Annotated in this window: 24 protein-coding genes and 1 tRNA gene; 14 read left to right on the top strand and 11 right to left on the bottom strand. The window is 34.2% G+C overall.

The genetic code is table 11. The features are described from left to right. Window positions 1–22: 22 nt before the first annotated feature. The 3 genes from B4N66_RS00745 to B4N66_RS00735 are packed head-to-tail and all read left to right on the top strand — an operon-like array spanning window position 23 to window position 1,115. Window positions 23–187 carry a hypothetical protein gene (locus tag B4N66_RS00745; RefSeq protein ID WP_181456875.1) on the top strand — a complete coding sequence of 55 codons (165 nt, stop codon included), beginning with the start codon at window positions 23–25 and terminating at the stop codon, window positions 185–187. Further along, window positions 163–495, top strand: coding sequence for a type II toxin-antitoxin system RelE/ParE family toxin (locus B4N66_RS00740; RefSeq protein WP_291091739.1), 333 nt, complete (start codon window positions 163–165; stop codon window positions 493–495). The genes B4N66_RS00745 and B4N66_RS00740 overlap by 25 nt, the downstream gene beginning before the upstream one ends. Beyond that, window positions 492–1,115 (top strand): YiiX/YebB-like N1pC/P60 family cysteine hydrolase, encoded by a 624-nt coding sequence (locus B4N66_RS00735; protein WP_291091737.1) that lies wholly within the window; start codon window positions 492–494, stop codon window positions 1,113–1,115. The genes B4N66_RS00740 and B4N66_RS00735 overlap by 4 nt, the downstream gene beginning before the upstream one ends. Here the strand turns inward: B4N66_RS00735 and B4N66_RS00730 are convergent. Next, complete coding sequence (locus B4N66_RS00730) at window positions 1,107–1,721, bottom strand: thioredoxin family protein (protein ID WP_291091735.1); 615 nt, start codon at window positions 1,719–1,721, stop codon at window positions 1,107–1,109. The two genes, B4N66_RS00735 and B4N66_RS00730, sit on opposite strands and share 9 nt — an antisense overlap. A 95-nt stretch (window positions 1,722–1,816) precedes the next feature. Here B4N66_RS00730 and B4N66_RS00725 point away from each other — a divergent pair, with 95 nt between their 5' ends. The 8 genes from B4N66_RS00725 (at window position 1,817) to B4N66_RS00690 (ending at window position 12,719) form a co-directional block, all read left to right on the top strand. Continuing rightward, window positions 1,817–2,611: a patatin-like phospholipase family protein gene (locus tag B4N66_RS00725; protein WP_291092041.1), complete on the top strand. Its 795-nt coding sequence runs from the start codon at window positions 1,817–1,819 to the stop codon at window positions 2,609–2,611. A 65-nt stretch (window positions 2,612–2,676) separates the two neighbouring features. Continuing rightward, on the top strand, window positions 2,677–3,384 hold the full coding sequence (gene pyrH, locus B4N66_RS00720) for a UMP kinase (protein ID WP_291091733.1): 708 nt from the start codon (window positions 2,677–2,679) through the stop codon (window positions 3,382–3,384). 48 nt (window positions 3,385–3,432) lie between these two features. Beyond that, complete coding sequence (frr, locus tag B4N66_RS00715; RefSeq protein WP_291091731.1) at window positions 3,433–3,996, top strand: ribosome recycling factor; 564 nt, start codon at window positions 3,433–3,435, stop codon at window positions 3,994–3,996. Window positions 3,997–4,068: 72 nt separating this feature from the next. Further along, the gene (locus B4N66_RS00710; protein WP_291091729.1) at window positions 4,069–6,549 is read left to right on the top strand and encodes a DUF5686 family protein; all 2,481 of its coding nucleotides are present in this window, start codon (window positions 4,069–4,071) and stop codon (window positions 6,547–6,549) included. 99 nt (window positions 6,550–6,648) lie between these two features. Further along, entirely contained in the window at window positions 6,649–9,060 is a 2,412-nt protein-coding gene (locus B4N66_RS00705) for an efflux RND transporter permease subunit (protein WP_291091727.1), read from the top strand. 48 nt (window positions 9,061–9,108) lie between these two features. Continuing rightward, on the top strand, window positions 9,109–10,557 hold the full coding sequence (gene asnS / locus B4N66_RS00700; protein WP_291091724.1) for an asparagine--tRNA ligase: 1,449 nt from the start codon (window positions 9,109–9,111) through the stop codon (window positions 10,555–10,557). An 87-nt stretch (window positions 10,558–10,644) separates the two neighbouring features. Continuing rightward, window positions 10,645–12,108, top strand: coding sequence for an RNA polymerase factor sigma-54 (gene rpoN, locus B4N66_RS00695; RefSeq protein ID WP_291091722.1), 1,464 nt, complete (start codon window positions 10,645–10,647; stop codon window positions 12,106–12,108). Window positions 12,109–12,113: 5 nt separating this feature from the next. Further along, the gene (locus B4N66_RS00690; protein ID WP_291091720.1) at window positions 12,114–12,719 is read left to right on the top strand and encodes a hypothetical protein; all 606 of its coding nucleotides are present in this window, start codon (window positions 12,114–12,116) and stop codon (window positions 12,717–12,719) included. Here the strand turns inward: B4N66_RS00690 and B4N66_RS00685 are convergent. The 9 genes from B4N66_RS00685 to B4N66_RS00645 all read right to left on the bottom strand — a co-directional run bounded on the left by B4N66_RS00685 (window position 12,714) and on the right by B4N66_RS00645 (window position 19,056). Further along, window positions 12,714–13,400: a porin family protein gene (locus B4N66_RS00685; protein WP_291091718.1), complete on the bottom strand. Its 687-nt coding sequence runs from the start codon at window positions 13,398–13,400 to the stop codon at window positions 12,714–12,716. The two genes, B4N66_RS00690 and B4N66_RS00685, sit on opposite strands and share 6 nt — an antisense overlap. Before the next feature lie 75 nt (window positions 13,401–13,475). Continuing rightward, window positions 13,476–13,949: an ExbD/TolR family protein gene (locus B4N66_RS00680; protein ID WP_291091716.1), complete on the bottom strand. Its 474-nt coding sequence runs from the start codon at window positions 13,947–13,949 to the stop codon at window positions 13,476–13,478. Window positions 13,950–13,966: 17 nt separating this feature from the next. Next, on the bottom strand, window positions 13,967–14,578 hold the full coding sequence (locus B4N66_RS00675; protein WP_291091714.1) for an ExbD/TolR family protein: 612 nt from the start codon (window positions 14,576–14,578) through the stop codon (window positions 13,967–13,969). A gap of 3 nt (window positions 14,579–14,581) precedes the next feature. Further along, window positions 14,582–14,995, bottom strand: a complete 414-nt coding sequence (locus tag B4N66_RS00670; protein ID WP_291091711.1) for a hypothetical protein — start codon at window positions 14,993–14,995, stop codon at window positions 14,582–14,584. An 18-nt stretch (window positions 14,996–15,013) separates the two neighbouring features. Continuing rightward, the gene (locus tag B4N66_RS00665; RefSeq protein ID WP_291091708.1) at window positions 15,014–15,826 is read right to left on the bottom strand and encodes a MotA/TolQ/ExbB proton channel family protein; all 813 of its coding nucleotides are present in this window, start codon (window positions 15,824–15,826) and stop codon (window positions 15,014–15,016) included. A 79-nt stretch (window positions 15,827–15,905) separates the two neighbouring features. Next, window positions 15,906–15,996 (bottom strand) — tRNA-Ser (locus B4N66_RS00660). Window positions 15,997–16,071: 75 nt separating this feature from the next. Continuing rightward, on the bottom strand, window positions 16,072–17,100 hold the full coding sequence (locus B4N66_RS00655) for an asparaginase (protein ID WP_291091706.1): 1,029 nt from the start codon (window positions 17,098–17,100) through the stop codon (window positions 16,072–16,074). Further along, a complete protein-coding gene (locus tag B4N66_RS00650; RefSeq protein ID WP_291091705.1) occupies window positions 17,090–18,226 on the bottom strand; it encodes a 1-acyl-sn-glycerol-3-phosphate acyltransferase in 1,137 nt (378 codons plus the stop codon). The genes B4N66_RS00655 and B4N66_RS00650 overlap by 11 nt, the downstream gene beginning before the upstream one ends. 62 nt (window positions 18,227–18,288) lie before the next feature. Beyond that, a complete protein-coding gene (locus B4N66_RS00645; protein ID WP_291091704.1) occupies window positions 18,289–19,056 on the bottom strand; it encodes a TatD family hydrolase in 768 nt (255 codons plus the stop codon). An 87-nt stretch (window positions 19,057–19,143) separates the two neighbouring features. On the opposite strand from B4N66_RS00645, the gene B4N66_RS00640 reads away from it, so the two are divergent. The 3 genes from B4N66_RS00640 to B4N66_RS00630 all read left to right on the top strand — a co-directional run bounded on the left by B4N66_RS00640 (window position 19,144) and on the right by B4N66_RS00630 (window position 21,611). Then, window positions 19,144–19,581, top strand: coding sequence for a retropepsin-like aspartic protease (locus tag B4N66_RS00640; protein WP_291091702.1), 438 nt, complete (start codon window positions 19,144–19,146; stop codon window positions 19,579–19,581). Between the two features lie 36 nt (window positions 19,582–19,617). Continuing rightward, entirely contained in the window at window positions 19,618–20,580 is a 963-nt protein-coding gene (locus tag B4N66_RS00635; protein ID WP_291091700.1) for a T9SS type A sorting domain-containing protein, read from the top strand. 83 nt (window positions 20,581–20,663) lie between these two features. After that, the gene (locus B4N66_RS00630; protein WP_291091698.1) at window positions 20,664–21,611 is read left to right on the top strand and encodes a DUF4476 domain-containing protein; all 948 of its coding nucleotides are present in this window, start codon (window positions 20,664–20,666) and stop codon (window positions 21,609–21,611) included. A gap of 70 nt (window positions 21,612–21,681) precedes the next feature. Here B4N66_RS00630 and B4N66_RS00625 read toward each other — a convergent pair whose 3' ends face one another. After that, window positions 21,682–25,719, bottom strand: a complete 4,038-nt coding sequence (locus tag B4N66_RS00625; protein WP_291091696.1) for a fibronectin type III domain-containing protein — start codon at window positions 25,717–25,719, stop codon at window positions 21,682–21,684. Window positions 25,720–25,795: the final 76 nt, after the last annotated feature.

Below are 25,795 nucleotides of genomic sequence, written 5' to 3'. Positions count from 1 at the left end.
CTTTACTATTCAATTCATAGCCATGAAAACATCAAAAGATAAATCTAAAAACTTAGCAACTCCAGGCAAACCTATGTCGCAGGATGAATTTGTTTCGCTTATTAAAGAAGCGGAAGAAGGTGAATTTATGACTTTAGAAGAATCTAAACGAAAATTTAACGAATGGAGATTACAAAGAAAAAAGTAATTACTTCCACTCCGTTTGACACTATAGATTTACTTGATATTTACGAATATGAAGAAGCTACTTTTGGTCAAAAACTAGCAGAAGGTTTTACTGAAATTTATCAATCACTTGATAAATTCGAAACACAATACCTCCTTCATCCCGAATGTCGTCATCTTGAAACCAAAACCAAAATTTACAGAAATATCATTTTAGGTTCTTATTTAATTATCTACCGAATTAGAGCCAATAAAATTGAAGTTTTGAGAGCTTTTCACGGAAGTCGTTCGCCAAAAATCATCAAACAAGTCAGAAAAATCAAAACATGATTCGCAATTTATTCTCCTCTATTTTTCTTCTTGTCTCTTTTATAATTTTTGGACAATCTTCCAAATTAATAACCGGCGATTTACTTTTTCAAAAGATGAATTGTGGCGATTTATGCGAAGCCATTCACGCTGTAACCGAAGGATATGACGGCAATGATTTTAGTCATTTGGGATTGGTTTTAATTGAAAATGATTCTGTCTTTATTATCGAAGCAGCTGGAAATGCCGTTCGAAAAGTGACGTTAGAACAGTTTTCAAAAAACACACAAACTACTATGTTTATTGGAAGAGTAAAATCGAAATATACAAAACTAATTCCGCAAGTTATTTCGTTTTCCAAACAGCAAATCGGGATTCCGTATGATGATGATTATTTGTATGATAACGGAAAATATTATTGTTCTGAATTGATTTATGATGCTTTTTTGAATGCTTACGGCGAACCTTTTTTCGAATTACAACCGATGACATTCAAACAACCCAATACAAATGAATTTTTCCCTGCTTGGGTTGATTATTATCAAAACCTAAAAATAGAAATTCCGGAAGGAAAACTGGGTTGTAATCCGGGTGGAATTTCTACTTCTGATAAAATTAAAATTGTTGGGAAGTTAAACTAATTGCTTTTCGCATTTTTCAACCAAAGCCATAATTTCAGTTTGAGTGCTCAGCCCTTTATCATGCAAATACCATTTTTGCAAGTTGGTTTTTGCAATTTCATCCACAATTCCAAATTGAGCTTTATAGTCTAAAATTAGGTTTTTTGCACCTTCCGGTCTTGGTCCCCAATCGCTTAAAACGGTTAAAGTTTCTGCATCCAAAATCAATAATTTCGGAATGGCTTTTCCACCATTCGTCAAATATTGATTCATTAAATCTTCATTTTCGTCACGAAAAACAATTCGTAAATCAATATTTTCTGAAAGTTCAGCCATTTTATTGATAATTGGCAACAATTGAGCCGCATCGCCACACCAACCTTCAGAAATGACTATCCATAAATAGTTTGCTTGTAAATTACTTAAACCAATTTTAACTTCATCAGAAATCTGAATAGTTTTATCTAAGCGATTCATTCGAACTTCGTTCAGTTCACTATATTTTGTCAAATCTTCCGATTGTTCATTTCCAGTTGATTTTCCTTCTTTCAATAAATCGGTAACTTGTTTACGATAATCAGCATAAGTCAAACTTTTTGCTAAACTGTTTTTAAAAATCTCTTGCATGAATTGTAATTTTACGGCACAAAAATAGAATTTATTTTGCTTTTACTATGTAACGCTTGTCACAGTTACTAATAAAAATGTATTTTTGGAACTGTATGGATATGAAATCAAAAAACATAGGTTTAGTTCTTTCAGGCGGTGGTTCAAAAGGTTTAGCCCATGCCGGAGTTCTTCATTTTTTAGAAGAACAAAACATTAGACCCACTCAAATTGCAGGAAGCAGTGCAGGATCCATCGTAGCCGCTTTGTATAGTTTTGGAAAAAGTCCGAAAGAAATTTTATCCTTTTTTCAATCCATTTACTTTTTTCATTGGAAGCATTTTACTTTCACCAAAGCCGGAATTATTGATAGTTTATCTTTTAAAAAATATTTTACAGATGTTTTTGGTGATGCAACTATTGGCGATTTAAAAATTCCGATTCACGTGACGGCAACAGATATGGTGAAAGGAAAAATTAAAATATTTGATAGAGACACTTCAATCGTTGATGCAATCTTGGCTTCGAGTGCTTTTCCCGGAATTATTTCTCCTTATGTAATTGATGATAATTGGTATAGCGATGGCGGAATTCTAAACCACTTTCCAACCGATATTTTACAAGGAAGATGCGACATTATTATTGGTGTTTATGTGAGTCCGATTCAAAAAATTGAAGCGAAAGATCTAAATTCTATTAAAGCAGTAACATCGCGAGCTTTTGATTTACTAACAGCAAACACAACCATGCAAAAATTTACTTTGTGCGATTGGGTCATTGAACCCGAAGAATTATCGAAATACGGAACATTCGAAACCAACAAAATTAAAATGGAAATTATTTTTAACCACGGTTACGAAGCAGCCAAAAAATCATTTCCGGATTTTCAATCCCATATCGAAAATAGGTAAACTACTCTGATTTTTATATTGATAAAATCAATAATTCTTTATATTTGCACCACAAAAAACATCTTATGAAATACAAAAGAATACTTCTAAAACTAAGTGGAGAAGCTTTAATGGGCGACCGTCAGTATGGAATTGACCCAAAAAGACTGGCAGAATATGCTCAAGAAATTAAACAAATTCACAATCAAGGAGTAGAAATTGCCATCGTTATTGGTGGTGGAAATATTTTTAGAGGTGTTGCCGGAGCCAGCAATGGAATGGACAGAGTGCAAGGCGATTATATGGGAATGCTTGCCACGGTGATTAACGGAATGGCGTTGCAAGGTGCGTTAGAAGAAGCCGGAATGTTGACTCGTTTGCAAACCGCTTTAAAAATCGAAGCAATTGCAGAACCTTATATTAAAAGAAGAGCCGTTCGCCATTTAGAAAAAGGCAGAATTGTTATTTTTGGAGCAGGAACAGGAAATCCTTATTTTACAACGGATACCGCTGCTGTTTTAAGAGGTGTTGAAGTGGGTGCCGATGTAATTTTAAAAGGAACTCGCGTTGATGGAGTATATAATGCCGATCCGGAAAAGCACAAAGATGCTGTAAAATTTGATTATATTTCGTTTGAAGATGTCTTGAGCAAAGGTTTAAATGTGATGGATACCACCGCATTTACGTTAAGTCAAGAAAATAAATTGCCAATTATCGTGTTTGATATGAATAAACCGGGTAATTTATTGAAAGTTTGCAATGGCGAAACCATCGGAACTACCGTTACTATTTAATTTGGCTTTATTTTTGAATAATAGAATACGATTAAAAAAAATACTATCATGACAGAAGAAATAGATTTTATCATTGATACCGCAAAAGAACACATGGATGGTTCGATTGCTCATTTGGAAAAAGAATTTTTAAATATTAGAGCCGGAAAAGCGACACCACAAATGTTAGGTGGGGTTTTTGTAGATTATTATGGTTCGCAAACGCCGCTTTCGCAAGTGGCGAATATCAACGTTCCCGATGCTAGAACCATCACGGTTACACCTTGGGAAAAAGGAATGTTGCATCCGATTGAAAAAGCAATTATGATTGCCAATTTAGGTTTTAACCCAATGAATAATGGCGATAATATCATCATTTCTGTACCACCATTAACGGAAGAACGCAGAAGAGATTTGGTTAAACAAGCCAAATCAGAAGCGGAAGATGCTAAAATCGGAATTAGAAATGCCCGAAAAGATGCCAATACCGACATTAAGAAAGAAGAAAAAAACGGAACTTCAGAAGACATTTGTAAATCTGCTGAAGAAAGCATTCAGAAATTAACCGATGCTTACATTAAAAAAATTGATGATATTCTGGCCGTCAAAGAAGCCGAAATCATGAAAGTATAAATTGAAATCCACTTGAAAGAGTGGATTTTTTGTTTTAATCAAGTACATTTGTGATTCGCATTTTTACAACACATGAAATACCTCGCTTTTCTATTTCTTTTTTGCTCGCTTTGTGTTCAGGCACAATTTAGAGTAACCGGAATTATTAAAGACGAAGCATCTAAAAAACCGTTGCCTTTTGCCACCATACAATCTTCATCCGGCAGAACAACAATTGCAGATGTAACAGGAAAATTTGAATTCATCAGTTCATCAGCTGGTGAAAAGATGGTTATTTCATATCTAAACTACAAAAGCAAAGAGTTTATAATTGACAAAACCAGTTACTTTTCAGTGTTTTTACAATCTGGAAAGGAATTATCAGAAACCGAATTAATCCAAAAACAAGAACAATCAAAAAGATTTCTCAATTCAGTTTATACCTCAATTGAGCAAAACAATCCCAAAAAAGCACTATCAACCTTTCAATATAAAGGCTATAACAAAATTGTTGTTACGGCTCATCCCGATTCAATAAAAGGAAAAATTGATACAATCAAAAAATCAAAAAAAATTAAAATTGATTCAACGGATTTTAAATTTAAAAAACTAATTAGTAAGCAACATTTATTTGTTACCGAAAAAGTTTCTCTATTTCAATTTAGCGATGATAAATTCAAAGAAACGGTTTTAGCTTCGCAAATGTCCGGTTTCAAAAGTCCAATTTATGAAGTCATTGGCTTTAACCTTCAATCCTATTCTGTTTATGAACCTCGTTATGAATTATTGGAAACAAAGTATGTAAATCCGATTTCAAAATTAGGACTTCGTGATTATGATTTTGAGCTATTAGATACGATTTCACTTTCAAACCGAAAAACGGTTTTGGTGTATTTTAAAAACAAAAAAAGAATCAATAAAAAAGGTATGGAAGGACTACTTTTTATTGATCAAGAAAATTTTGCTGTAGCCAAAGCTATCATGCGTGTGCGAGGAATTATCGATTTAACCGCTATTCATGAATATGAATTTTTATTAAATGAAAAAATTTGGTTTCCAAACACTTATGAACTAAAAATCATCAAAGGAAAAAATGATGATCCTATAAAAATTTTAGGAGGAACAATTGAATTTGAAGGAGAATATGACGAATTAGGAAAAAAACGTGAAAAAGCAGCTTCTGATTTTTCTTATATGCTGTCCAAAACATTTTTTTATGATCGTGAAATAAATATTCCTCTAAGCATAGCCCGAAACTCTGTTGCGATAGAAATAGACGATGATGTTGCTAAAAAAGACACAACATTTTGGTTAAAAAACAGAAAAGACCGTTTTTCCAAAAGAGACCGAAACACATTTGCAGTGAAAGATAGTTTGGCTTTTTTTAAAGGGATAAATGCCAAGCTTTTCTTTGGCAGAAAAATAATCAACGGCTATGTTCCAATTGGGTTTTTTGATTTCGATCTCCGGTATTTAATGAGCTATAACAATTATGAAGGTTTCCGTTTTGGACTCGGCGGAACAACCAATGAACGGTTTTCTAAAAATTTTAAATTAGACGGATATGCGGCGTATGGACTAAAAGATGATGAATTAAAGTATCACTTAGGCGGTTCTACCCGAGTAGGAAACTTTTCTAATACTTGGGCAGGACTTTCCTATACAGACGATGTGCAAGAAATTGGTAGTACCAAGTTTAATATTGACAAAAGGGTTTTTAAAATCTACGACCCAAGACCTATCAACGTGAGTACTTTTTATCATCATCAAACATGGAAAGGCTACGTAGAGACTAATTTTTTGCCCAAAACGGAAAGTATTTGGCAGTTGAATCATTCAAAAATTGAACCTTTGTTTAATTATGCTTTTTTTGATGGTGAAAATTTATATAATCAATACACGATGACCACCGCTTCTGTTTCAATTCAATGGAATCCGTTTAGCGATTATATGCATACGCCAAGTGGGAAAATTGAAATTGAGAAGAGATTTCCTAAATTCACATTCCAATTTACAGAATCGTTACCGGACTTTTTAGGAAATGATTTTCAATTTGGAAAAATTGACGCCCGAGCAGAATATGAAAAACAATTCATAAACGGTCAAAAATCCACAGTTTTAATTCAGGCAGGTTATGCTTTTGGCGATGTCCCGCTGACTCATTTATACAACAATTCGCCTAACAATTTAGACCGTGAAGTATTGCTACAAAGATTAACCGTTGCCGGAAAAAACAGTTTTGAAACCATGCGTTTCAATGAATTTTTCTCCAGTCAATATGTAATGCTTCATTTTAAACATGGATTTAAAAGAGTAGAACTATTTAAAAAAGTAAAACCTTCCTTAGTCTTGGTGACTCGCATGGCTTGGGGAAATATGGAGAAACCCGAACAGCATGTTGGGCTGAATTATAAAACCATCAACGAAGGTTATTTTGAATCAGGAATCGAATTAAACCAGATTTTCAGCGGATTTGGATTGGCTGGATTTTATCGCTACGGGCCAAATCAATTGAGTCGATTTGAAGATAATATTGCTATCAAACTAACTTTCGTTCTTGATTTAGGTTTATAAAAGCTATTCGTTTTATTGATTATTTTAAAGATTAAATTACGGTTAAAACCATCTATTTAGTATTGATTTCACTACCTTTGCATCCGTTAAAATTATCGTATGGCTAAATGGTTTAGCGTAGGTTTTTGGGAATCAATCGCCCGAATAATCCTCAGAAACAGAATCACAATTCTTTCTATCGTTTTTCTTTTGACTGTGTTTTTGGCATTGCAATGGAAAAACATGCAATTTACGTACACAGAGGCTAATCTCCTACCCGATCATCACGAAGTAAACGAACAATACAATCAATTTTTAGATAAGTTCGGTGAAGAAGGAAACCTGATTATCATTGGTATTCAAGATTCAACTTTTTTTACTCCAAAGCAATTTACCGCATGGAAAAATTTGATGACAAACCTAAAAAAGTCAAAAGAAGTTGATTTAATTATTTCGGTTGATGATTTAAAAAAATTAAATAAAAATGAATCATTAGAAACTTTTGAGTTAGTTGATTTTATTGATTCTACCAAAATTAAAAATGCAAAATACTTACTAGACAAACGCAAAGAACTTTTTGAACGTCTACCCTTTTATGAGCATTTATTGTTCAGTAAAAAAACCGGAACGATTAGAGCCGCTATTTATTTGGATAAGAAAATTGTTAACACAATTATCCGAAAAGATTTTGTAGTAAAGAATTTGATTCCGCAAATAGAAGCATTCGAAAAAGAGACCAATATCGATTTAAAAGTCTCTGGAATGCCTTATATCCGAACGCTTAATTCACAAAATATTGTTGACGAAATTGGCATTTTTATCGGAGCGGCACTTTTGGTCACTTCATTAATTTTCTTCTTCTTTTTCCGTAGTTTCAGAGCGACTTTTATTTCCATGTGTGTGGTAATTATTGGTGTAATGTGGGCTTTTGGAACGTTAGGATTATTAGGATTTGAAATCACCGTTTTAACCGCAATTATTCCGCCATTAATCATCGTAATCGGAATTCCAAACTGTATTTTTCTAATCAACAAATACCAGCAAGAAGTAAAAAAACACGGAAATCAGGCCAAATCATTACAACGCGTTATTTCTAAAGTTGGAAATGCCACTTTGATGACCAATTTGACTACCGCTGCCGGTTTCGCTACATTTATCGTAACTGATAGTGAATTGCTAACAGAATTTGGAATTATTGCATCAATCAACATTGTTTTACTTTTCATTCTTTGTTTATTGGTTATTCCGATTATTTATAGCTTTATGCCTTTGCCAAAGGATAAACATTTGGAGCATCTTGATAAAACCTACACCAAAACATTTGTAAATTGGATTGAAAAAACGGTAAAAAATCATAGTATTTCTATTTATATCACCTCCGTTATTCTTCTTGTTGTGAGTATCATCGGGATATATCAAATGAAAATTTCCGGCAGTTTGATTGAAGACATGCCTAAAAAAACCGGTTTTTTTAAAGATATTTTGTTCTTTGAAAAAGAATTTGATGGTGTGATGCCTTTGGAAATAATGATTGACACCAAACGAAAAAAAGGTGTAATAAAACTTTCCACTTTGCGAAAAATGGAAGAAGTGCAAGAAATCATTAGTGAAATTCCTGAACTTTCTCAACCGATGTCGATTGTAAATGTCGTAAAATATTCGAAGCAAGCCTACTACAATGGAAATCCTGATTATTATGAATTACCCACTGCACAAGAGCAAGGCTTTATTTTAAGTTATGCCAAAAATGCAACCCAAAACAGTAAAGAAAATTTCATGAAAAGTTATGTGGATTCCACAGGTCAATATGCCCGAATTACAACTTTTATGAAAGACATTGGCACTGATAAAATGGAAAAAATTGAAGAAAAGCTTTGGGATAAAATCAATAAAGTTTTTCCGCCGGATCGCTACACGGTTACCTTGACAGGAAAAGCATTAGTGTTCCAAAAAGGAACAAATTATTTGGTAACCAATTTGGTTTTATCCTTGTTATTTGCCATTTTTCTGATTTCGCTTTTTATGGCATATTTGTTTCGTTCGTTCAAAATGGTACTTATTTCCTTAATTCCAAACTTATTACCGTTGATAATTACAGCAGGAGTTATGGGTTATTTGGGAGTTCCGATAAAACCATCAACCATTTTAGTTTTTAGTATTGCTTTCGGAATTTCGGTTGATGATACGATTCACTTCTTAGCCAAATACCGCCAAGAATTACAAGCAAACAATTGGAAAATCAGAAAATCAGTGTTCAACGCTTTGCGAGAAACGGGTGTCAGTATGTTTTACACTTCCATCGTTTTGTTCTTTGGATTTTCAGTATTCATGATTTCCAGTTTTGGTGGAACGGTTGCTTTGGGCGGATTAGTTTCGGCTACTTTGCTTTTTGCCATGCTATCTAATTTATTATTATTGCCGGCATTATTACTATCTTTAGAAAAAACAATTGCCAATCAAGAAGAATTCCCTCAACCTACCATTGATATTTTGGTGGAAGAAGATGAAAAAGAAACTCAATCTAAATCCTAGTCAAAAAAATTATAATCTAGTATATTTGCATAGTAAACTTAAAACAAAATGAAGAAGCACACGAAAGTTAACGAATTACTAACAGCCACACCTGTTTTAACCGAGGTAACCGTAAAAGGTTGGGTTAGAACATTTAGAAATAACCAATTTATTGCTTTAAATGATGGTTCTACCATCAATAATATCCAGTGTGTCGTAGATTTTGAAAACACACCGGAAGAAACTCTAAAAAGAATCACTACCGGAGCTGCCGTTTCGTTAACCGGAACTTTGACAGAAAGCAAAGGTGCAGGTCAAAAAGTAGAAATTCAAGTTTCTAAAGTAGAAATTTTGGGCGATTCTGATGCGGAAAAATATCCGATGCAACCCAAAAAACATTCGTTAGAATTTTTAAGAGAAAATGCTCATTTACGTGTGCGTACCAATGCGTTTGGTGCAATTATGCGAGTGCGATCAACACTTTCATTTGCTGTACATCAGTATTTTCAGGAAAGAGGTTTTTTCTATGTAAACACGCCAATTATTACTGGTTCTGATGCTGAAGGTGCGGGTGAAATGTTTAAAGTAACCGCACTTCCATTCGATAACACCCCAAGAACAGAAGAAGGAAAAGTAAATTATAAAGAAGATTTTTTTGGTAAAGAAACCAATCTAACTGTTTCGGGACAATTGGAAGCCGAAACCTATGCAATGGCTTTGGGCCAAGTTTATACATTTGGACCAACATTTAGAGCGGAAAATTCAAATACATCTCGCCATTTAGCCGAATTTTGGATGATTGAACCGGAAGTAGCGTTTAATGAGTTGGCGGATAATATGGATTTGGCGGAAGATTTCATCAAATATGTTATTAAATATACGGTTGACAAACACGAAGATGACCTGAAGTTTTTAGAACAACGTTTGTTAGACGAAGAAAAAAACAAACCACAAACTGAACGAAGCGAAATGAGTTTGTTAGAAAAGTTAAATTTTGTGTTAGAAAATAATTTCAAACGAGTTACTTATACAGAAGCAATTGATATTTTAAGAAATTCAAAACCAAATAAAAACAAGAAATTCCAATATTTAATTGAAGAATGGGGTGCCGATTTGCAAAGTGAGCATGAACGCTTTTTAGTTGAAAAACACTTTAAATGCCCTGTAATTTTATATGATTATCCGGCAAAAATTAAAGCATTTTACATGCGTTTGAATGACAATACAGAGCCAGGAAAAGAAACCGTTCGAGCAATGGACATTTTATTCCCGGGAATTGGTGAAATTGTTGGTGGTTCGCAAAGAGAAGAACGTCATGATGTTTTAATTGAAAAAATGAAAGCATTAGGAATTGATGAAGAAGAATTATGGTGGTATTTGGATACGCGTCGTTTTGGAACAGCTGTTCACTCCGGTTTCGGTTTAGGATTTGAACGATTAGTTCTTTTTGTCACCGGAATGACTAATATTCGCGATGTAATTCCGTTCCCGAGAACACCGCAGAATGCTGAATTCTAAATTTGTTTCAAGTTTAAAGTTTCAAGTTGTTGTACGTTCAGCAACTTGAAACTTGAAACCTTAAACTTTTAAACAAAAAATTTAATAATGTTAAAACAAAATCTACAATTCAAATTATCTCAAAAATTATCTCCTCAACAAATTCAGTTGATGAAGTTAATTCAATTACCTACGCAGGCTTTTGAACAACGATTAAAAGAGGAAATGAATGAAAATCCGGCTTTGGAAGGCGGAAAAGAGGAAGATGAATTTGAAGATGAATTTGAAAAAGAAGAGTTTGACGATTACGAAGAAGATGAATATGATCGAATTGATGCAGAAGACATCAACATCGATGAATACTTAAGTGACGACGAAACTCCCGAATATAAACTACAAGCCAATAATTACAGTGATGATGACGAAGACCGTGAAACGCCTTTTGCTGCTCCGGTTACTTTTCATCAGGATTTGATAAATCAATTAAACACCTTTATTCTCTCCGAAGAAGATAGAGAAATTGCAGAATTTTTGGTCGGAAGTATTGACGACATGGGTTACATCCGTCGATCGATAGCGGATATTGTAGATGATTTAGCGTTTACACAAGGTATTTACACCGATGAACAAGCTGTTGAACGTATACTGCATATTGTGCACGAATTAGAACCTTCCGGGGTTGGTGCTCGTGATTTGCAAGAATGTTTGTTGTTGCAACTCAAACATAAAACACCATCAGAATCAGTTGATTTGGCTATTGATATCATTGAAAATCAGTTTGAACAATTTACAAAAAAACATTACGACAAACTTCTTCATAAATACGGTGTTTCGCAAGATCAGCTTAAAAAAGCAATCGAAGAAATTGAAAAGTTAAACCCAAAACCGGGTGGAGCTTTTACCGGAAACAATAAAATGATTGAACATGTTGTTCCCGATTTTACCATTCGAATTGTTGAAGGCGAACTTGAACTTTTGTTAAACGGAAGAAATGCACCGGAGCTTCATGTGTCGAAGGATTATCAAGACATGTTGCGAACGTATAAAGATTCTCGCGACAAATCGAATGCTCAAAAAGATGCAGTTCAGTTTATCAAACAAAAATTAGATTCAGCAAAATGGTTTATCGATGCCATTAGACAACGTCAGGAAACGTTGTTTGTAACAATGAACGCCATCATGCACTATCAACAGGAATACTTTTTAGAAGGTGATGAAACCAAACTTCGTCCGATGATTCTCAAAGATATTGCAGATATGATTGGATTGGATATTTCCACCGTTTCCAGAGTTGCTAATAGTAAGTATGTTGAAACTCCGTATGGAACGAAACTCATCAAAGAATTCTTTTCGGAATCAATGAAAAATGATCAAGGTGAAGATGTTTCTACGTTGGAGATTAAAAAAATTCTTCAAAATGTGATTGAGGAAGAAGACAAACAAAAGCCACTTCCGGATGATCAGTTGGCCGAAATTCTTAAAGAAAAAGGTTATCCAATTGCCCGAAGAACTGTTGCAAAATACCGCGAACAATTGGATATTCCGGTTGCTCGAATGAGGAAAAAAATATAAGTTTTTTGAAAAGCATTCTCCCTATATTCTCCTATATTTTTCATCCGCTTTTTATATCGGTTTATGCGGCAGCTTTCTTTTTTGTTTTGTTTTGGGATTTTTTTGTGTTGCAGGAAATCTACCTGTATATGATTCAGATTGTGATCATTACGGTGTTAATTCCTATTTCATTATTTTATCTATTATTATCATTGGGGAAAGTTGATTCCGTCATGGTAGCACAACTTTCACAGAGAAAAATACCGTTAACGGTAAATTGTATTCTATTGCTTATTCTTACCCAAAAGAGTATAACTATTGATCGCATTCCTGAACTTTACTTTTTCTTTTTTGGAGCATTTTGGAGTACAATTTTAGCTATTCTATTTCTATTTCTAAAGGTGAAAGCGAGTTTGCATATGCTCGGAATAGCTGCGTTGACTTTTTTTATTATCGGATTAAGTTCGAGGGTAGAAATATCATTGCTTTATACTATCGCCACTTTTATAACACTCAACGGATTTGTGGCTTCTTCAAGATTACAAATGAAAGCTCACACACTATTTGAATTAGTTGTGGGATTCTTTTGCGGAGCAATTCCACAGTTTTGTTTGTGGTATTTTTGGTTATAGAATATAAAATTGTAGCCCTAAATTCAGCGTACTCAATTCCATAGGTCTTCCATCAAATTTTGCCTCTGATTTAAAGATGGTATTAAAACCATAATAGGCATAAAAATTCCAAGTATTGTAACCGGTTGCAAGGTAAACGCCATACTGAAAAGCGTTAAATTGTTTATTGTTATTAATTTTGATATCGCCAGAATTAGAGATAAATCGTGAGTTATTAAAAAGCATATAACTCAACTTAAATCCGGAATATAGTCTAAAAAACTTATGGCTATCCGGTGTCGAGGTACGCCAACGAAATTCAATAGGTAAATCAACATTAACAAAAGAAAATTGATTTTTTTTGAACGAAATATCGCGATCAATAACGGTATAAGTGAAGTTATTATCGGTATCAGAGATAAGTAAGTTTTGATTATACGCTTGATAAGCTAAACCAACTCCGGCTGCAACGGCAAATGTTCTGCTAGTATTAATCGGCATGTCACGTAGAAAACCAAAATGTAATCCTGTAGAAAAGCCATCTTGCGAGACACCACTGGGTTTATTTTGCAAGACATTATATGCAAATCCAAAATAAAATTGATCTTCTCGGTATAACGAATCTATTTTCTTTTCATAATACAAAGTGTCTTGTGCCAACAACGTACACGAAAAGAAAAACATAAAAAGATTTAGTTTCATAAAAACTCATTTGTGAATATAAAATTACAAAAAAAGCCACGCAAATGCGTGGCTTCTGTATCTAAATTTGATGCATTAATTTGTTACTTTACCTTGGTTGGTAGTATAATTAATTTTTAACGCTTCAACTTTTCTTAATTCTTGTTTAATCTCGGTAACAAGACCCATTTTAACCTCTTTATCTACTTTTAGTGATGTTGTTAAAACATTTTCTAATTCAGGTGGTCTTGCAGCTCTCTCTGCCAAAACAAAATTTCTAATCTCAGAAACATCAGAAAGACGATCGTTTAACTGAATTCGAGCTCCTTCACCATACTGTGAACGATATTTTTCATGCGGTTTCCCGGCAAAAATAAACATTACACGGTCTTTCTTTTCCAGTTTCGTAACTTGATCTGCTTTTGGCAAGGCATTTTGAATCATTAAATCATTATCTTTCATTACGGTGGCTACCATAAAGAAAAATAATAACATGAATACAATGTCAGGCAAAGATGCAGTTGAAATCGCTGGCACATCGCCACCTTTTTTCTTTTTAAATTTAGACATACTTCTAAAATTTACTATTAATTACGTTTAGGCTCAGCTTCAGAAAGCTTTTGTGGAAATAATGCTTGGATATCTTTAATTAAAGGCTCAATTCTCTCACGTTGAGCATCTTTCGTTTTCGGATCATCAAACATAGCTTCTAATTCTCGGAAACTTTTATTATATCTAGCCATACTCTCTCTATCTCTTAGAAAATAATAGGCCGCTACCAACTCATTTTGAACCGAAATATAAGCTTCATAGGATGTTTCTGAATCATTTTGCAAGGATATTACTGCTTTATCCGGATTATCCGATGAAGCTACATCTCTAGCTCCTTTACAATAATTACAAGAACCATCTCCTCCATTGTCAAGAAAAGCTATTGCTGCTTTTCTTAAATCTTTTAGATCCATTGGTACATCATCAACTAATAATTGATCGTTTTTATTAATCAATACGGTGAAAATGTTTTTTTCCTTAATTTCAGGTGGATCTACTACATCTTCAATCGGGGGTAACTTTCTGTTAATCCCCTGATCGGTCTGAATAGTTGTAGTCACCAGGAAGAAAATCAACAGCAGGAACGCAATATCTGCCATCGATCCGGCATTCACTTCCGGTGGTGCATCTCTGTGTTTTCTAGCCATTTTTTATCTTTTAATTCTTTTATATCCTGAGAAAAACATTAGTCCTACAGCAAATAAAGCTAATATGTAAAAAGCATTTAGACCTGTACTAACCATTTTTGAGCCAAACGAAGAAACTTCGCCACCATCTTTTAATGGTACTGGAGTTCCGTCAGCAAAAATAAAGGCAATTAATATCACGGCTAAAAATGCTCCAACACTAATAAGTGTTTTTTTCAAATCTTTTGAAGCAAGATTTTTAAGCGTGTACAACAACACCAATACAATTGCTATGAAAAGTGTTAAATAAGCAACATAAATAAACGGCTCAATCATCCCTCCATCAGGAGCGTCAGATGCCATAATTGTTGCCAGAAACACAATAGAAATTATACTTAATACAATAACTATTAATCTGGATAACTTTTTTAAGTTCATACTGATAGTTATTTTAAATTATCTTTTGTTTTTATAGTCCACAAGGATATCAACTAAACTAATAGAAGCATCTTCCATGTCGTTTACAATTGAATCAATTTTAGCAATAATGTAGTTATAGAATACTTGAAGAATCATGGCAACAATTAGACCAAATACCGTTGTTAATAACGCTACTTTAATACCTCCTGCTACAAGTGATGCATCCATGTTACCGGCAGCTTCGATTTTATCGAAAGCTTGAATCATCCCGATTACAGTTCCCATGAACCCTAACATCGGTGCTAATGCGATGAACAATGAAATCCAAGATACGTTTTTCTCTAATTGACCCATTTGCACTCCACCGTAAGAAACAACCGCTTTTTCAGCTGATTCTACACCATGATCAATACGGTCTAAACCTTGATAGAAAATAGATGCAACAGGACCAGCAGTATTTCTACATACTTCTTTTGCAGCATTTACACCACCAGATTGAAGAGCATCTTCAACATCTTTGATTAATTTTTTTGAATTTGTTGTAGAAAGATTTAAGTAAATAATTCTTTCAATAGCAATAGCCAAACCTAAAATTAAACATAACAAAACGATCCCCATAAATCCAGGACCCCCTTGAATAAATCTTTCTTTTAACTCTTGTGTAAATGGTTTGTCTGCACCTGCAGTTTCGTCGTCAGCAACAGTTTCAACAGTTGCTACTTCTTCTACAGGAGCTGGTGCTGCTGTTTCAACAGCTGGCTCAGTTGTTTGAGTTGTGTCTTCTTGTGCTTGAACTGTTCCAAACGTCAATAGACCTGTGATTGCCAAAATAGAAAATAATCTTTTCATTGCTTTTGTTCTTAATTTAATTAGTTAATCAGGTTAAAGGTATAAATTTATTTTTAATTAATCACACATTATAAAAAAATGGCGGAGAGAAAGGGATTCGAACCCTTGATACCCTTTTGGAGTATACACACTTTCCAGGCGTGCTCCTTCGACCACTCGGACACCTCTCCTCATTGTTTACAACGTATTTTAAGAGTGCCAAATAACAAAAAAAAACTCACCTAGAAAAATTAATTTTGTTATTTTTATGACAATTCGCCTCGCAAAGAAGTTTCAAAAATGGTTTTGAACACTTTAGCAGAAACATTTTGTCCTAAAAGATACATCAACTTTGTAATAGCTGCCTCTGTGGTGATGTCTTTTCCTGAGATTACTCCTATCTTTTTTAAATACGTACTCGTTTCATATTGCCCCATATTGACACTTCCGCCAGAACACTGCGTCACGTTTATAACGTGAATTCCTTTTTTTATTGCCTTTTTCAAGACAGAAATAAACCATTCTTCGGTTGGAGCATTTCCGGCTCCGTAGGTTTCTAAAACAATTCCCTTTAAATTTGGTATATCAAATAAAGAAGCCAAAACATTCTGATTTAGTCCCGGAAACATTTTTATTATCGCCACATTCGAATCTAATTCCTTATGAACAAACATTTTTTTGGTTAAACTTAACTGAAAAAGTGATTCGTTATTTATTTTAATATGCACTCCCGATTCTGCTAAAGCAGGAAAATTAGGTGAAGCAAAAGCCATAAAATGCTCTGCATTTATTTTACTTGTTCGATTTCCTCTGTATAATTTATATTCAAAATAGAGACAAACTTCTTTAAAAATTGGTTTACCATTTTTTTTGAGGGAGGCTATTTGGATTGCTGTAATCAAATTTTCTTTAGCATCTGTACGCAAATCACCAATTGGTAATTGAGAGCCTGTAAAAACAATTGGCTTTGAAAGATTTTCAAACATAAAACTCAATGCCGATGCAGAATAAGACATGGTATCAGAGCCATGAAGCACCACGAATCCGTCAAATTTTTCGTAATTATCTTCAATAATTTGTGCCATTTCCACCCATTTTTGCGGATTCATATTGGAGGAATCGATGGGCTTTTCAAATGAAATGGTTTCAATATCACACTCCAATTGTTTTAATTCCGGAATTCGTTGCAGCAGTTTTTTAAAGTTGAATGCTTTTAACGCACCGGTTTCAAAATCTTTCATCATTCCGATGGTTCCACCAGTGTAAATTAAAAGTATGTTGGCTTTAGAATGCATTGTGGTATTTCATCTTATTAGTTACCGGATTGGCGTACATAGCCAAAAAGCTTTCAACCATTTTTGGATTAGTTGAGTCAATTTTTATTTCTAATCTCCTTTCAAACAATGATTTTTCTTCGTCAGTATATAAATGATTATATTGAGTGGAATTATACATCAAATCATGTGCAATAAAGTTAGTTGGCCACAATTTATAGGAACTCAAAATAGAATCATCAATCACTTGTGCTAATGCCTGAATTTGACGATTCGAATTGTCTTCATTGCCTTTAATTTGATCCATTTCAGACTCTAAAACATCCCCAATATGCATATGGATGCGTTTTTTTTGACCCATTATTCCACTTAACAAAGTGATAAAATCTTCATTTTTTTCCTTAATATAAACTTCATTATTTGCCTCAGCCATCAATTGAGGCATTTTCAATGCATCGGTAGGATCATATTCGTACGAAATAGAAACTGGAACAATTTTTAATTTCTTAAAATAATCCATCACGTTTTCCTCATCAGAACCCATTCCTAACATTTTTAAAACACCTTGATGGGTAGCATCATTTCCGTCTTTGGTTCTTCCTTCACGTTGTGCAATCCAAACTGAGCGGTTTTCTCTCATTAATAATTGACCAATATATTCCGACATTAATTTTGAACTTTGCAGTAATTCTCTTGGCGACAATCCACGTTGAACTAAAAAATTTCGGTTGAGTTTTGATAATTTATATAAGAAATCTTTTTTAACCAAATTATCGCCAATTGCTGAAGCAGTCATGACCAAGCCATGTTCATAAAGTGCAACATTTAGCAAAGATGTATCCAATATAATGTCACGATGATTAGATATAAAAAGATAGGAAGCATTTTTTTCTAACTTTTCGAAACCGGATGTTGTTAACCCCTCCGAACTGCGTTCAAGTACTTTTTGCACCGAATGATAAACAAAGTTTATCTGAAAATCCCTGATTGAATGTGTTTTTTGAAGTTGGTCTATCCACACATTTTCATCAACATCAGGAAAAGTAAAATTCATCAACGCTTTCATCATCGGATGATGAATCACCGAACGGATTCCTTCGTTTACTTCGCTATCGTAATAAGGTCGAATCGTATCAAATTTTGACATTAATCAGATTTTTTGAATGCACAAATGAACAAAAAAATTGTGACTTTTGAAGTAATATTTCGTTAAATACCAAAAACTGCTTTTGAGTTTTCGGTCGTAATTTGAGCAACTTCATCAATTGAAACACCATAAATGGAAGCTAATTTTTCGGCAACCAAATAAACATAACTACTTTCGTTACGCTTTCCACGAAAAGGAACCGGAGCTAAATAAGGCGAATCTGTTTCTAAAACAATGTGTTTCATTTCGATTTGATGAAGAAATTGATCGATTTTTCCGTTTTTAAAAGTCACAACGCCACCAATTCCAAGTTTCATATTAAGCGAAATAGCTTGCTGAGCTTGTTCAAAATTTCCGGTGAAACAATGAAAAATTCCAAATAAATCTTCACTTCTTTCCGATTCTAAGACTTCAAAAATTTCCTCAAATGATTCTCGACAATGAATGACAATCGGTAATTTATGCTTTTTGGCTAATTGTATTTGATGCTTGAAAGCTGTTTTCTGAATTTCGAGCGTTGATTTATCCCAAAATAAATCGATACCAATTTCGCCAATGGCGATGAACTTTCGTTTGGCTAATTCGGTTTCGATGTGATTTAATTCATCCAAATAATTCTCTTTGACATAGCACGGATGTAATCCCATCATCAAAAAAACATTTTCCGGATAGTTTCTTTCCAATTCATACATTGATTCGGTGCAAGTGGAATCGATGGCCGGTACAAAAAAACGAGTTACTCCTTTTGAAATGGCTCTTTGCATCATTTCGTTTCTATCCAAATCAAATTCTTCAGAATATAAATGTGTATGGGTGTCGGTTAAAATCATCCGGCAAAAATAAGTAAATTTCAAGATAATTTCTACAGCTTTGTTTTGACTTTAATTTGAATTACTTTTGAACTTCAAAATCTCAAAATGAAGAATTTACAAGATCTTTTAAAAGATTCAGGATATAAAAAAATTGCTTTTAAGGTTTCTAAAACCCAACATCTGTTGATAAAAGCCTCTATAAATGGCGTAAAAGGAAATTTTATTTTAGACACCGGAGCATCCAATAGTTGTATTGGCTTTGATAAAGTTGAGCATTTTAATGTGAATGCAAAAGCATCTAAAACCAAAGCTGCTGGTGCCGGAGCAACCGGAATGGAGACACAAATTGGCAAAAATGTTACTTTAAAAATTGGTCGTTGGAAAACCAAAAATCTGCATTTAGTTATTTTTGATTTAACCCACGTGAATTTAGCCTTAACGCAGTACAAAGCCAAACCTGTTCACGGAATAATTGGTGCTGATGTTTTGTTGGAGGGAAAAGCGATTATTGATTATTACAATCATTGTTTATATTTGAATTAATAATACTACATTTGATAAAATTGTTATCCTTTTATCATGAAAAATAAGTATTTACATCAATGCATAATTGTTTTACTTATTACTCTTTTTATTGCTAGTTCAAACGCACAAAATAATTCTTGTGAGGTTGAGGAACAATGCATCTATACGGTTTATTTAGAGAGTTTAGATAATTCCGGGTGGAATGGCAATACGATGACTTTTTATCAAAATGGTGAAGCCATCAAAATAATTGGTGAGAATTTTACTTCCGGAGATTTTGTTTCTGACATTATATTTTTTTGTGACGGCGTTCATTTTCAAATGGTTTGGAACGAAGGCGGAAATTCTCCTGAACAAATAAAGGTTACGCTTTTGAGCTCAAACAATAATGTCATTTTTATTAAAAATTATGGTGAAGGAGAGCCAAATTCAACTTTATTTAGTGGTATTTCTAATTGCTCAACCGATTGTTGCTTTTTTGCACCATTTGATTTAGAATTTATTTCCAGTACAGAAACAACAGCTCAATTAACTTGGTCAACGACTTACAACCCACCTCAATATGATGTTTTTCTGACTACTGATTTGTCGCAAGATGCACAATCAAATTCAAATCCTCCATACATTACAGTTAACAGCAACCCCGCGGAAATCATTGACCTTTTGCCTTGTACTGATTATAAGTATCAAGTACGATATAGATGTTCAGAATTTGAACATGGATTATGGTCAACCGAAAGCGTTTTGTTTTCAACAGAATGTGAATTAAACCTTGACGAAAATAAGTTTAAAAATTTGGAAATTTTTCCAAATCCAGTAGCTGATTTTTTAACAGTTAGTAACTCTTCCGAAATCCATGAAATTGAAATAATCTCCGCTTTAGGTCAACCTATAATTTCGTTAAAAACAAATCAAGAGGAAACTTCACTTGATTTAAGTATTTTGCCAACCGGAATTTATTTTCTAAAACTAAAAAGCGTTGATGATTATGAAACAATTAAAATTGTGAAAAAATAAATTAAATCATCTCATTTTTTTGGCATTATTTTTGGAAATATCGTTTCATATTAATTAATTTTAGAACTTTAAAACAATTGTATATGAAACTAAAAACTACTTTTACTTGTTTATTACTTATTGCTTCAGCCCTTTCATTTGGGCAGATTCAGCCGTTTGGTCATTTAACCATTTTTTCTGAAGACGGTGACAAATTTTACTTGATTTTGAATGGCGAACGAATGAATGATGAGCCGCAAACGAACCTTCGTGTAGAAGAATTAGTACAACCTTATTACAACGCTAAAATTATTTTTGAGGACAAAACTCGTCAGGAAATCTCCAAAAACTTTCTTCAAATTGCAGATGTTGATGGTGCTTTTATGGATGTAACGTATAAAATTCGTCGTGACAAAAACAAACCGTCCAAAATGAAATTGAATTTCTTTTCGATGATTCCTGTTGTAGATGGTTTTATACCGCCTTCCAATGTTTATGTAAGACGTTGGGGTCAGCCTGCTCCACCTCAACAAGTGATTGTGCAACAAACTGCTCCGGTTGGCGTTGTGCAACAAACTACTACCACAACAACATCTGTTGGCGGAGTAAATGCTGGTGTTAATGTTGGCGGAGTTGGTGTGAATATATCAATTAATGACCCTCTTCTTGGCGGAAGTACTACAATTACCGAAACAACTACTGTGACTACAGGAAATTCTAACATAGGTTATCAAGAACCGATACAAGAAGGTTGTTATGGTGCAAGACCTATGAATAATGGTAATTTTAACAGTGCTTTACAAACCATTAGAAACCAAGGATTTGACGAGTCAAGACTAAAAACCGCAAAACAAATTGCACAAAATAATTGTTTGAATACGAATCAAATTGTGGAAATCTGTAAAATTTTTGGTTTTGAAGAAACGCGTTTAGATTTTGCAAAATTTGCTTTTGATGCTTGTGTGGAACCGCAAAATTACTTTAAAGTTAATAATGTGTTTGATTTTACTTCTAGTGCAGATGAATTAAATGATTTTATTTCTAGGAGATAAACACGCTTAAAATTAAACAAAAAAAACCCAAATTCTAAAGGAATTTGGGTTTTTTATATACTTTTAAATTCTACTGCTTCACAATTTTAGTGGTTTTTGCAATATCACCAGCACTTACTTTTACCATATAAGTTCCAGATGCTAAAGTAGAAACATCAATCGTCGTTTCATTTGCGTTGATTGATCTAGAAAATACTTCCTGACCCAATAAATTGTATATCGATACAGAAGAAATCCCGTGTTCAAATGAAATAGTTAGAATGTCATTAACTGGGTTTGGATAGACTTTTACAGTGTTCGTTTCTGTAAAGTCGCCAATTCCTAGATTATTTGTTGGACAAGCAATAGGTGTTAATGTAATTCTATCAATTGTAGTACCATCTCCTAATCGTCCTTGTCCATTTAATCCGCATACTTTAAGTGAACCATCCACATTTAATGACAAGGTATGAAATGCTCCTGCTGAGATTTGTAAGTGATTAGTTGAATTGGTTAGAGCTACCCAACTTCTATTTTCTATAGTACCATCACCTAGTTGACCGTAAACATTTTGCCCAGTAAGCAACATATTTCCAAATGTTGTTGTTCCAACAGTATAATTCCATCCCGCATCAATACTTTGAACACCATCATATACCGCTACCGGTGTATTTTTATTAATAGTTGTACCATCTCCAAGTTGTCCGTAAACATTGTTACCCCAAGTCATAAGAATACCGTTTGACTTTCTACCCACAGAATGATAATATCCTGCTGCTACATTTGCCCAATCGTTTTCTGAACCTATTTGTGTTGGAACTGACAAATTGGTCGTTGTTCCATTTCCAAGTTGACCATATAAATTGCTACCCCAAGCCCAAAGTGTACCATTTGTTTTGATGGCTAATGAAAAACCAGATCCTGCAGCAACACTTTGCCAATTAGTAGCTGTTCCAACTTGTGTTGGCACAATTTTGTTTGTAGTTGTACCATCACCTAACTGACCAAGATTATTGTACCCCCAAGACCAAAGTGTACCATTGTCCTTTACTGCTAAAGCAAATCCTTCTCCTGTTGCAACACTATTCCAGTTGGTCGCTGTACCAATTTGCGTTGGCGTGGTTCTATTTGTAGTTGTTCCATCGCCCAATTGACCAAAGGTATTATTTCCCCAAGCCCAAAGCGTTCCATTTGCTTTTATGGCAATGGTAAAACCACCACTTGCAGAAATACTTTCCCAGTTGTTTGCTGATCCTATTTGGGTTGGTGTATTTTTACTTATTGTTGTTCCGTCACCTAATTGGCCGTAACCATTGTCTCCCCAAGCCCATAAAGTGCCATCAGTTTTTACACCTACTGAATGGGTATAACCGGCACTAATTGTTTGCCAACAAGCTGTTGCGGCTGCAGGTGTGGTAAAAGAACCACCATAAGCCCACTCACTTAAACTGCTTACACAATCTGAAGCAACCCACCAATAATACGTAGTATTCGGTAATAAATCGTTCAAATCTGCATTGGTAGAAGAAGTACTTCCATCAATACCACCAATTGTAGGGATTGTATTATACACATATAAATAGCCTCCGTTTGGTGCTGATATGGAAGGTATCCAGGCAATTACTGCTGATGTTGAAGAGAGCACTTCACTTACAAAATTAGTTGGAGGATTACAAGAAGTAGCATTCACACAAGTGATCGAACGAACTCTAGACGTATTCTGCACGCCACAATTTGCATTGGTGTGAAAGTAGTATCTAATTAGTCCAGATGTAGCATTTGAATTCCAAACTAATGGTGTTACTCCAGTAGCAAAAACCGTTGTTCCTGTAGCATTTGTGATAGTAATATAATCCGTAGCGATAGAGCTGGTAAATGTATATTGTTTATTTGGTTGAATATTCACATTGGTATATTCTCCAGCCCACGCATTGGTAATAATTTGTTCTGTTTGTCCTGAACAAGCAGGTGTATATGGATTATCTGGATACAATCCATAGAAAGCACCATTACAACTTGACGAAGGAATAGTAGTAAAACTTCCTGCCGCTACCCATGCACTTCTTGTTCCATTGCAATTAGAACGCACCCATAAGTAATAAGTAGTTACTGGAAATAACCCATTTATATAAGCAACAAAGTTAGTTGTACTAGCTAAACTCGGATTAGTTGAAGCTAGTGGAGCCGTATTGGTCGTACTATAATAGACGTCATAGTTAGTTGGAGTCGGAGTCGGAGCCGACCAAAACATACGACATGAATCGGAGGTAATGTTAGTAATAACAAATCCAGAAGGCAATCCACAACTAGTTACAGCTGAACATTGAATATACTTACCTCTGTCTGCGTTTTGTTCACCACAATTCACATTTAGATGCGTATAGTAACGAATTACTCCAGCATAAGAACCAGAAGCCCAACTTAAAGGTGTTGTGCCACTAGCTAAAACAACATTGTTGCTATTGGTTATGGTAATAAAATCGGTTGCTACAGAAGTTGAAAAAGTATATTGTCTGTTAGTAATTACATTAACATTAGCATATTCTCCAGCATAAGCGTTAAGTGCTATGGTTTCACTAGCTCCAGTACAAGCCGGTGTAAAGGTTGCAGCAGGAAAAAGACCAAAGCCAGCTGTAGTACAACCCGACAATGAATTTGTTACAAAATTTCCGGCAGGTGTCCAGCTGCTTTTTGTAGCACCACAATTAGAACGAACCCAATAAAAATAAGAGGTTGCAGGAGTTAAACCACTTGGAATGTTTACATTGGTTGTATTACTTGTATAAGTAGGTGTAGTAGTTGTAATTGGAGCAACATTAATAGTAGACAAATACACTTCATAGCCATTGCTAGGAACTGATGTTGGTGCAGTCCAAGTTATTCCACACGAAGTAGCTCCTAAGTTATATACGTTTGTGTTGGTTGGTGCAGTACAAGTAGCGGCTTGTGGTGTATAAAAGAAACCTCCATATACCCAATTAGTTTGTTGTTCGCCACAAACAGAAGCAACCCACCAGTGATAATCAGTGTTTGGGGTTAAATTCTCTAAAGATAAGGAAGTAGAAACTGTAGCGTCTTGTATACCACCAATTTCATTTGTAGTATTGTATCGAATCACATAACTATCAGGTGCCGGACCTGCAGGAATCCAATTAAGAGTAGCTGTAGTGGCTGTGATATTTTGACTCCAGAACTGTGTCGGTGAACTACAAGTTGATGCGATTGGTGTCATTTTAGTTAAACCCAGTTGCAATGTTCCTACCCAAATTGTACCGTTAGCTTGAGTTCTAACTGTACTTAAATAGTTGTCTGGCAAACCTGAGTTAGAAGTATAAGAAATACAGTCTGTAAAATTCTGCAAACCTTCACCTTGAAATGCAATCCATACTTTGTTGTTGTTATTTACGTCCAAAGCGTTAAGTTGATATCCTGCAAGACAAGAAGTGCTTTGAAAATATAAATCATAAGCACCTCCATTGATGGTATAAGTCATTAAACCATCAAAAGCATCTATATAAATAGTATTGTTAGCTATTCGAAGTATTTTTTGAACTCCATCAGTAATGATGTCAAAATCAGTTCCATTAAATTTATATAATAAATTTCCTGTTGATATCCAAACACCGTTATTGCTATCTGTTGCAACAGAATTAATATTGGTTAGTGAGTTATAAGTTGTCCAAGTAGTTCCGTTGAACTTTGAAAGTCCTGACGCAGTTGCTACCCAAAGATTATTTAAACCGTCTACCGCAATGTCATTAATTGCATTATTCGGAAGTCCGGAATTTGAAGTTGTGTAATTGGTCCAAGTAGCTCCATTCAAACGGCTGATTCCGTTGGATTGTGTTGCCATCCATTTTCTATTCAAACCATCAATTTGAATTTTTATAATTGAGTTGGATGTAATACCGGAATTGCTGGTATTGTAGTTGGTAAAAGTGGTTCCGTTAAAAGTAGAGGCTCCTGAATAAGAAGCTATCCATAATAAACCGTTGGCATCCACTTTAAGATCACCTATATAGTTGCTTGCTATATTTGAATTAGAAATGTTGTAAATCGTATAGTCGTAGCTCTGAGCAAAAGCCGAAAACGACAATAGAGTAATAAATAAAAAGTAAATTTTTTTCATTAGTTTTAAGTAAATTAAGTAAGCTTTTTTAGTTAATTTTCGCCAAATCTATACAATATGCTAGGCTGTAGCAATT

Source organism: Flavobacterium sp. UBA2787 (genome assembly GCA_002352205.1).
GTDB lineage: Bacteria > Bacteroidota > Bacteroidia > Flavobacteriales > Flavobacteriaceae > Flavobacterium.
The sequence above is the reverse complement of the archived record's forward strand: the minus strand, read 5'-3'. Positions and strand labels throughout refer to the sequence as shown.

Excerpts from the sequence above, each read along its gene's own strand:
- B4N66_RS00680 (WP_291091716.1), bottom strand. The coding sequence starts at position 13,949 with ATGTCTAAATTTAAAAAGAAAAAAGGTGGCGATGTGCCAGCGATTTCA.
- B4N66_RS00670 (WP_291091711.1), bottom strand. The coding sequence starts at position 14,995 with ATGAACTTAAAAAAGTTATCCAGATTAATAGTTATTGTATTAAGTATA.
- B4N66_RS00745 (WP_181456875.1), top strand. The coding sequence starts at position 23 with ATGAAAACATCAAAAGATAAATCTAAAAACTTAGCAACTCCAGGCAAA.
- B4N66_RS00645 (WP_291091704.1), bottom strand. The coding sequence starts at position 19,056 with ATGATTTTAACCGACACCCATACACATTTATATTCTGAAGAATTTGAT.
- B4N66_RS00650 (WP_291091705.1), bottom strand. The coding sequence starts at position 18,226 with ATGTCAAAATTTGATACGATTCGACCTTATTACGATAGCGAAGTAAAC.
- B4N66_RS00665 (WP_291091708.1), bottom strand. The coding sequence starts at position 15,826 with ATGAAAAGATTATTTTCTATTTTGGCAATCACAGGTCTATTGACGTTT.
- rpoN (WP_291091722.1), top strand. The coding sequence starts at position 10,645 with ATGTTAAAACAAAATCTACAATTCAAATTATCTCAAAAATTATCTCCT.
- asnS (WP_291091724.1), top strand. The coding sequence starts at position 9,109 with ATGAAGAAGCACACGAAAGTTAACGAATTACTAACAGCCACACCTGTT.
- B4N66_RS00735 (WP_291091737.1), top strand. The coding sequence starts at position 492 with ATGATTCGCAATTTATTCTCCTCTATTTTTCTTCTTGTCTCTTTTATA.
- B4N66_RS00705 (WP_291091727.1), top strand. The coding sequence starts at position 6,649 with ATGGCTAAATGGTTTAGCGTAGGTTTTTGGGAATCAATCGCCCGAATA.
- B4N66_RS00730 (WP_291091735.1), bottom strand. The coding sequence starts at position 1,721 with ATGCAAGAGATTTTTAAAAACAGTTTAGCAAAAAGTTTGACTTATGCT.
- pyrH (WP_291091733.1), top strand. The coding sequence starts at position 2,677 with ATGAAATACAAAAGAATACTTCTAAAACTAAGTGGAGAAGCTTTAATG.
- B4N66_RS00640 (WP_291091702.1), top strand. The coding sequence starts at position 19,144 with ATGAAGAATTTACAAGATCTTTTAAAAGATTCAGGATATAAAAAAATT.
- B4N66_RS00625 (WP_291091696.1), bottom strand. The coding sequence starts at position 25,719 with ATGAAAAAAATTTACTTTTTATTTATTACTCTATTGTCGTTTTCGGCT.
- B4N66_RS00655 (WP_291091706.1), bottom strand. The coding sequence starts at position 17,100 with ATGCATTCTAAAGCCAACATACTTTTAATTTACACTGGTGGAACCATC.
- frr (WP_291091731.1), top strand. The coding sequence starts at position 3,433 with ATGACAGAAGAAATAGATTTTATCATTGATACCGCAAAAGAACACATG.
- B4N66_RS00635 (WP_291091700.1), top strand. The coding sequence starts at position 19,618 with ATGAAAAATAAGTATTTACATCAATGCATAATTGTTTTACTTATTACT.
- B4N66_RS00710 (WP_291091729.1), top strand. The coding sequence starts at position 4,069 with ATGAAATACCTCGCTTTTCTATTTCTTTTTTGCTCGCTTTGTGTTCAG.
- B4N66_RS00630 (WP_291091698.1), top strand. The coding sequence starts at position 20,664 with ATGAAACTAAAAACTACTTTTACTTGTTTATTACTTATTGCTTCAGCC.
- B4N66_RS00740 (WP_291091739.1), top strand. The coding sequence starts at position 163 with ATGGAGATTACAAAGAAAAAAGTAATTACTTCCACTCCGTTTGACACT.
- B4N66_RS00725 (WP_291092041.1), top strand. The coding sequence starts at position 1,817 with ATGGATATGAAATCAAAAAACATAGGTTTAGTTCTTTCAGGCGGTGGT.
- B4N66_RS00675 (WP_291091714.1), bottom strand. The coding sequence starts at position 14,578 with ATGGCTAGAAAACACAGAGATGCACCACCGGAAGTGAATGCCGGATCG.
- B4N66_RS00685 (WP_291091718.1), bottom strand. The coding sequence starts at position 13,400 with ATGAAACTAAATCTTTTTATGTTTTTCTTTTCGTGTACGTTGTTGGCA.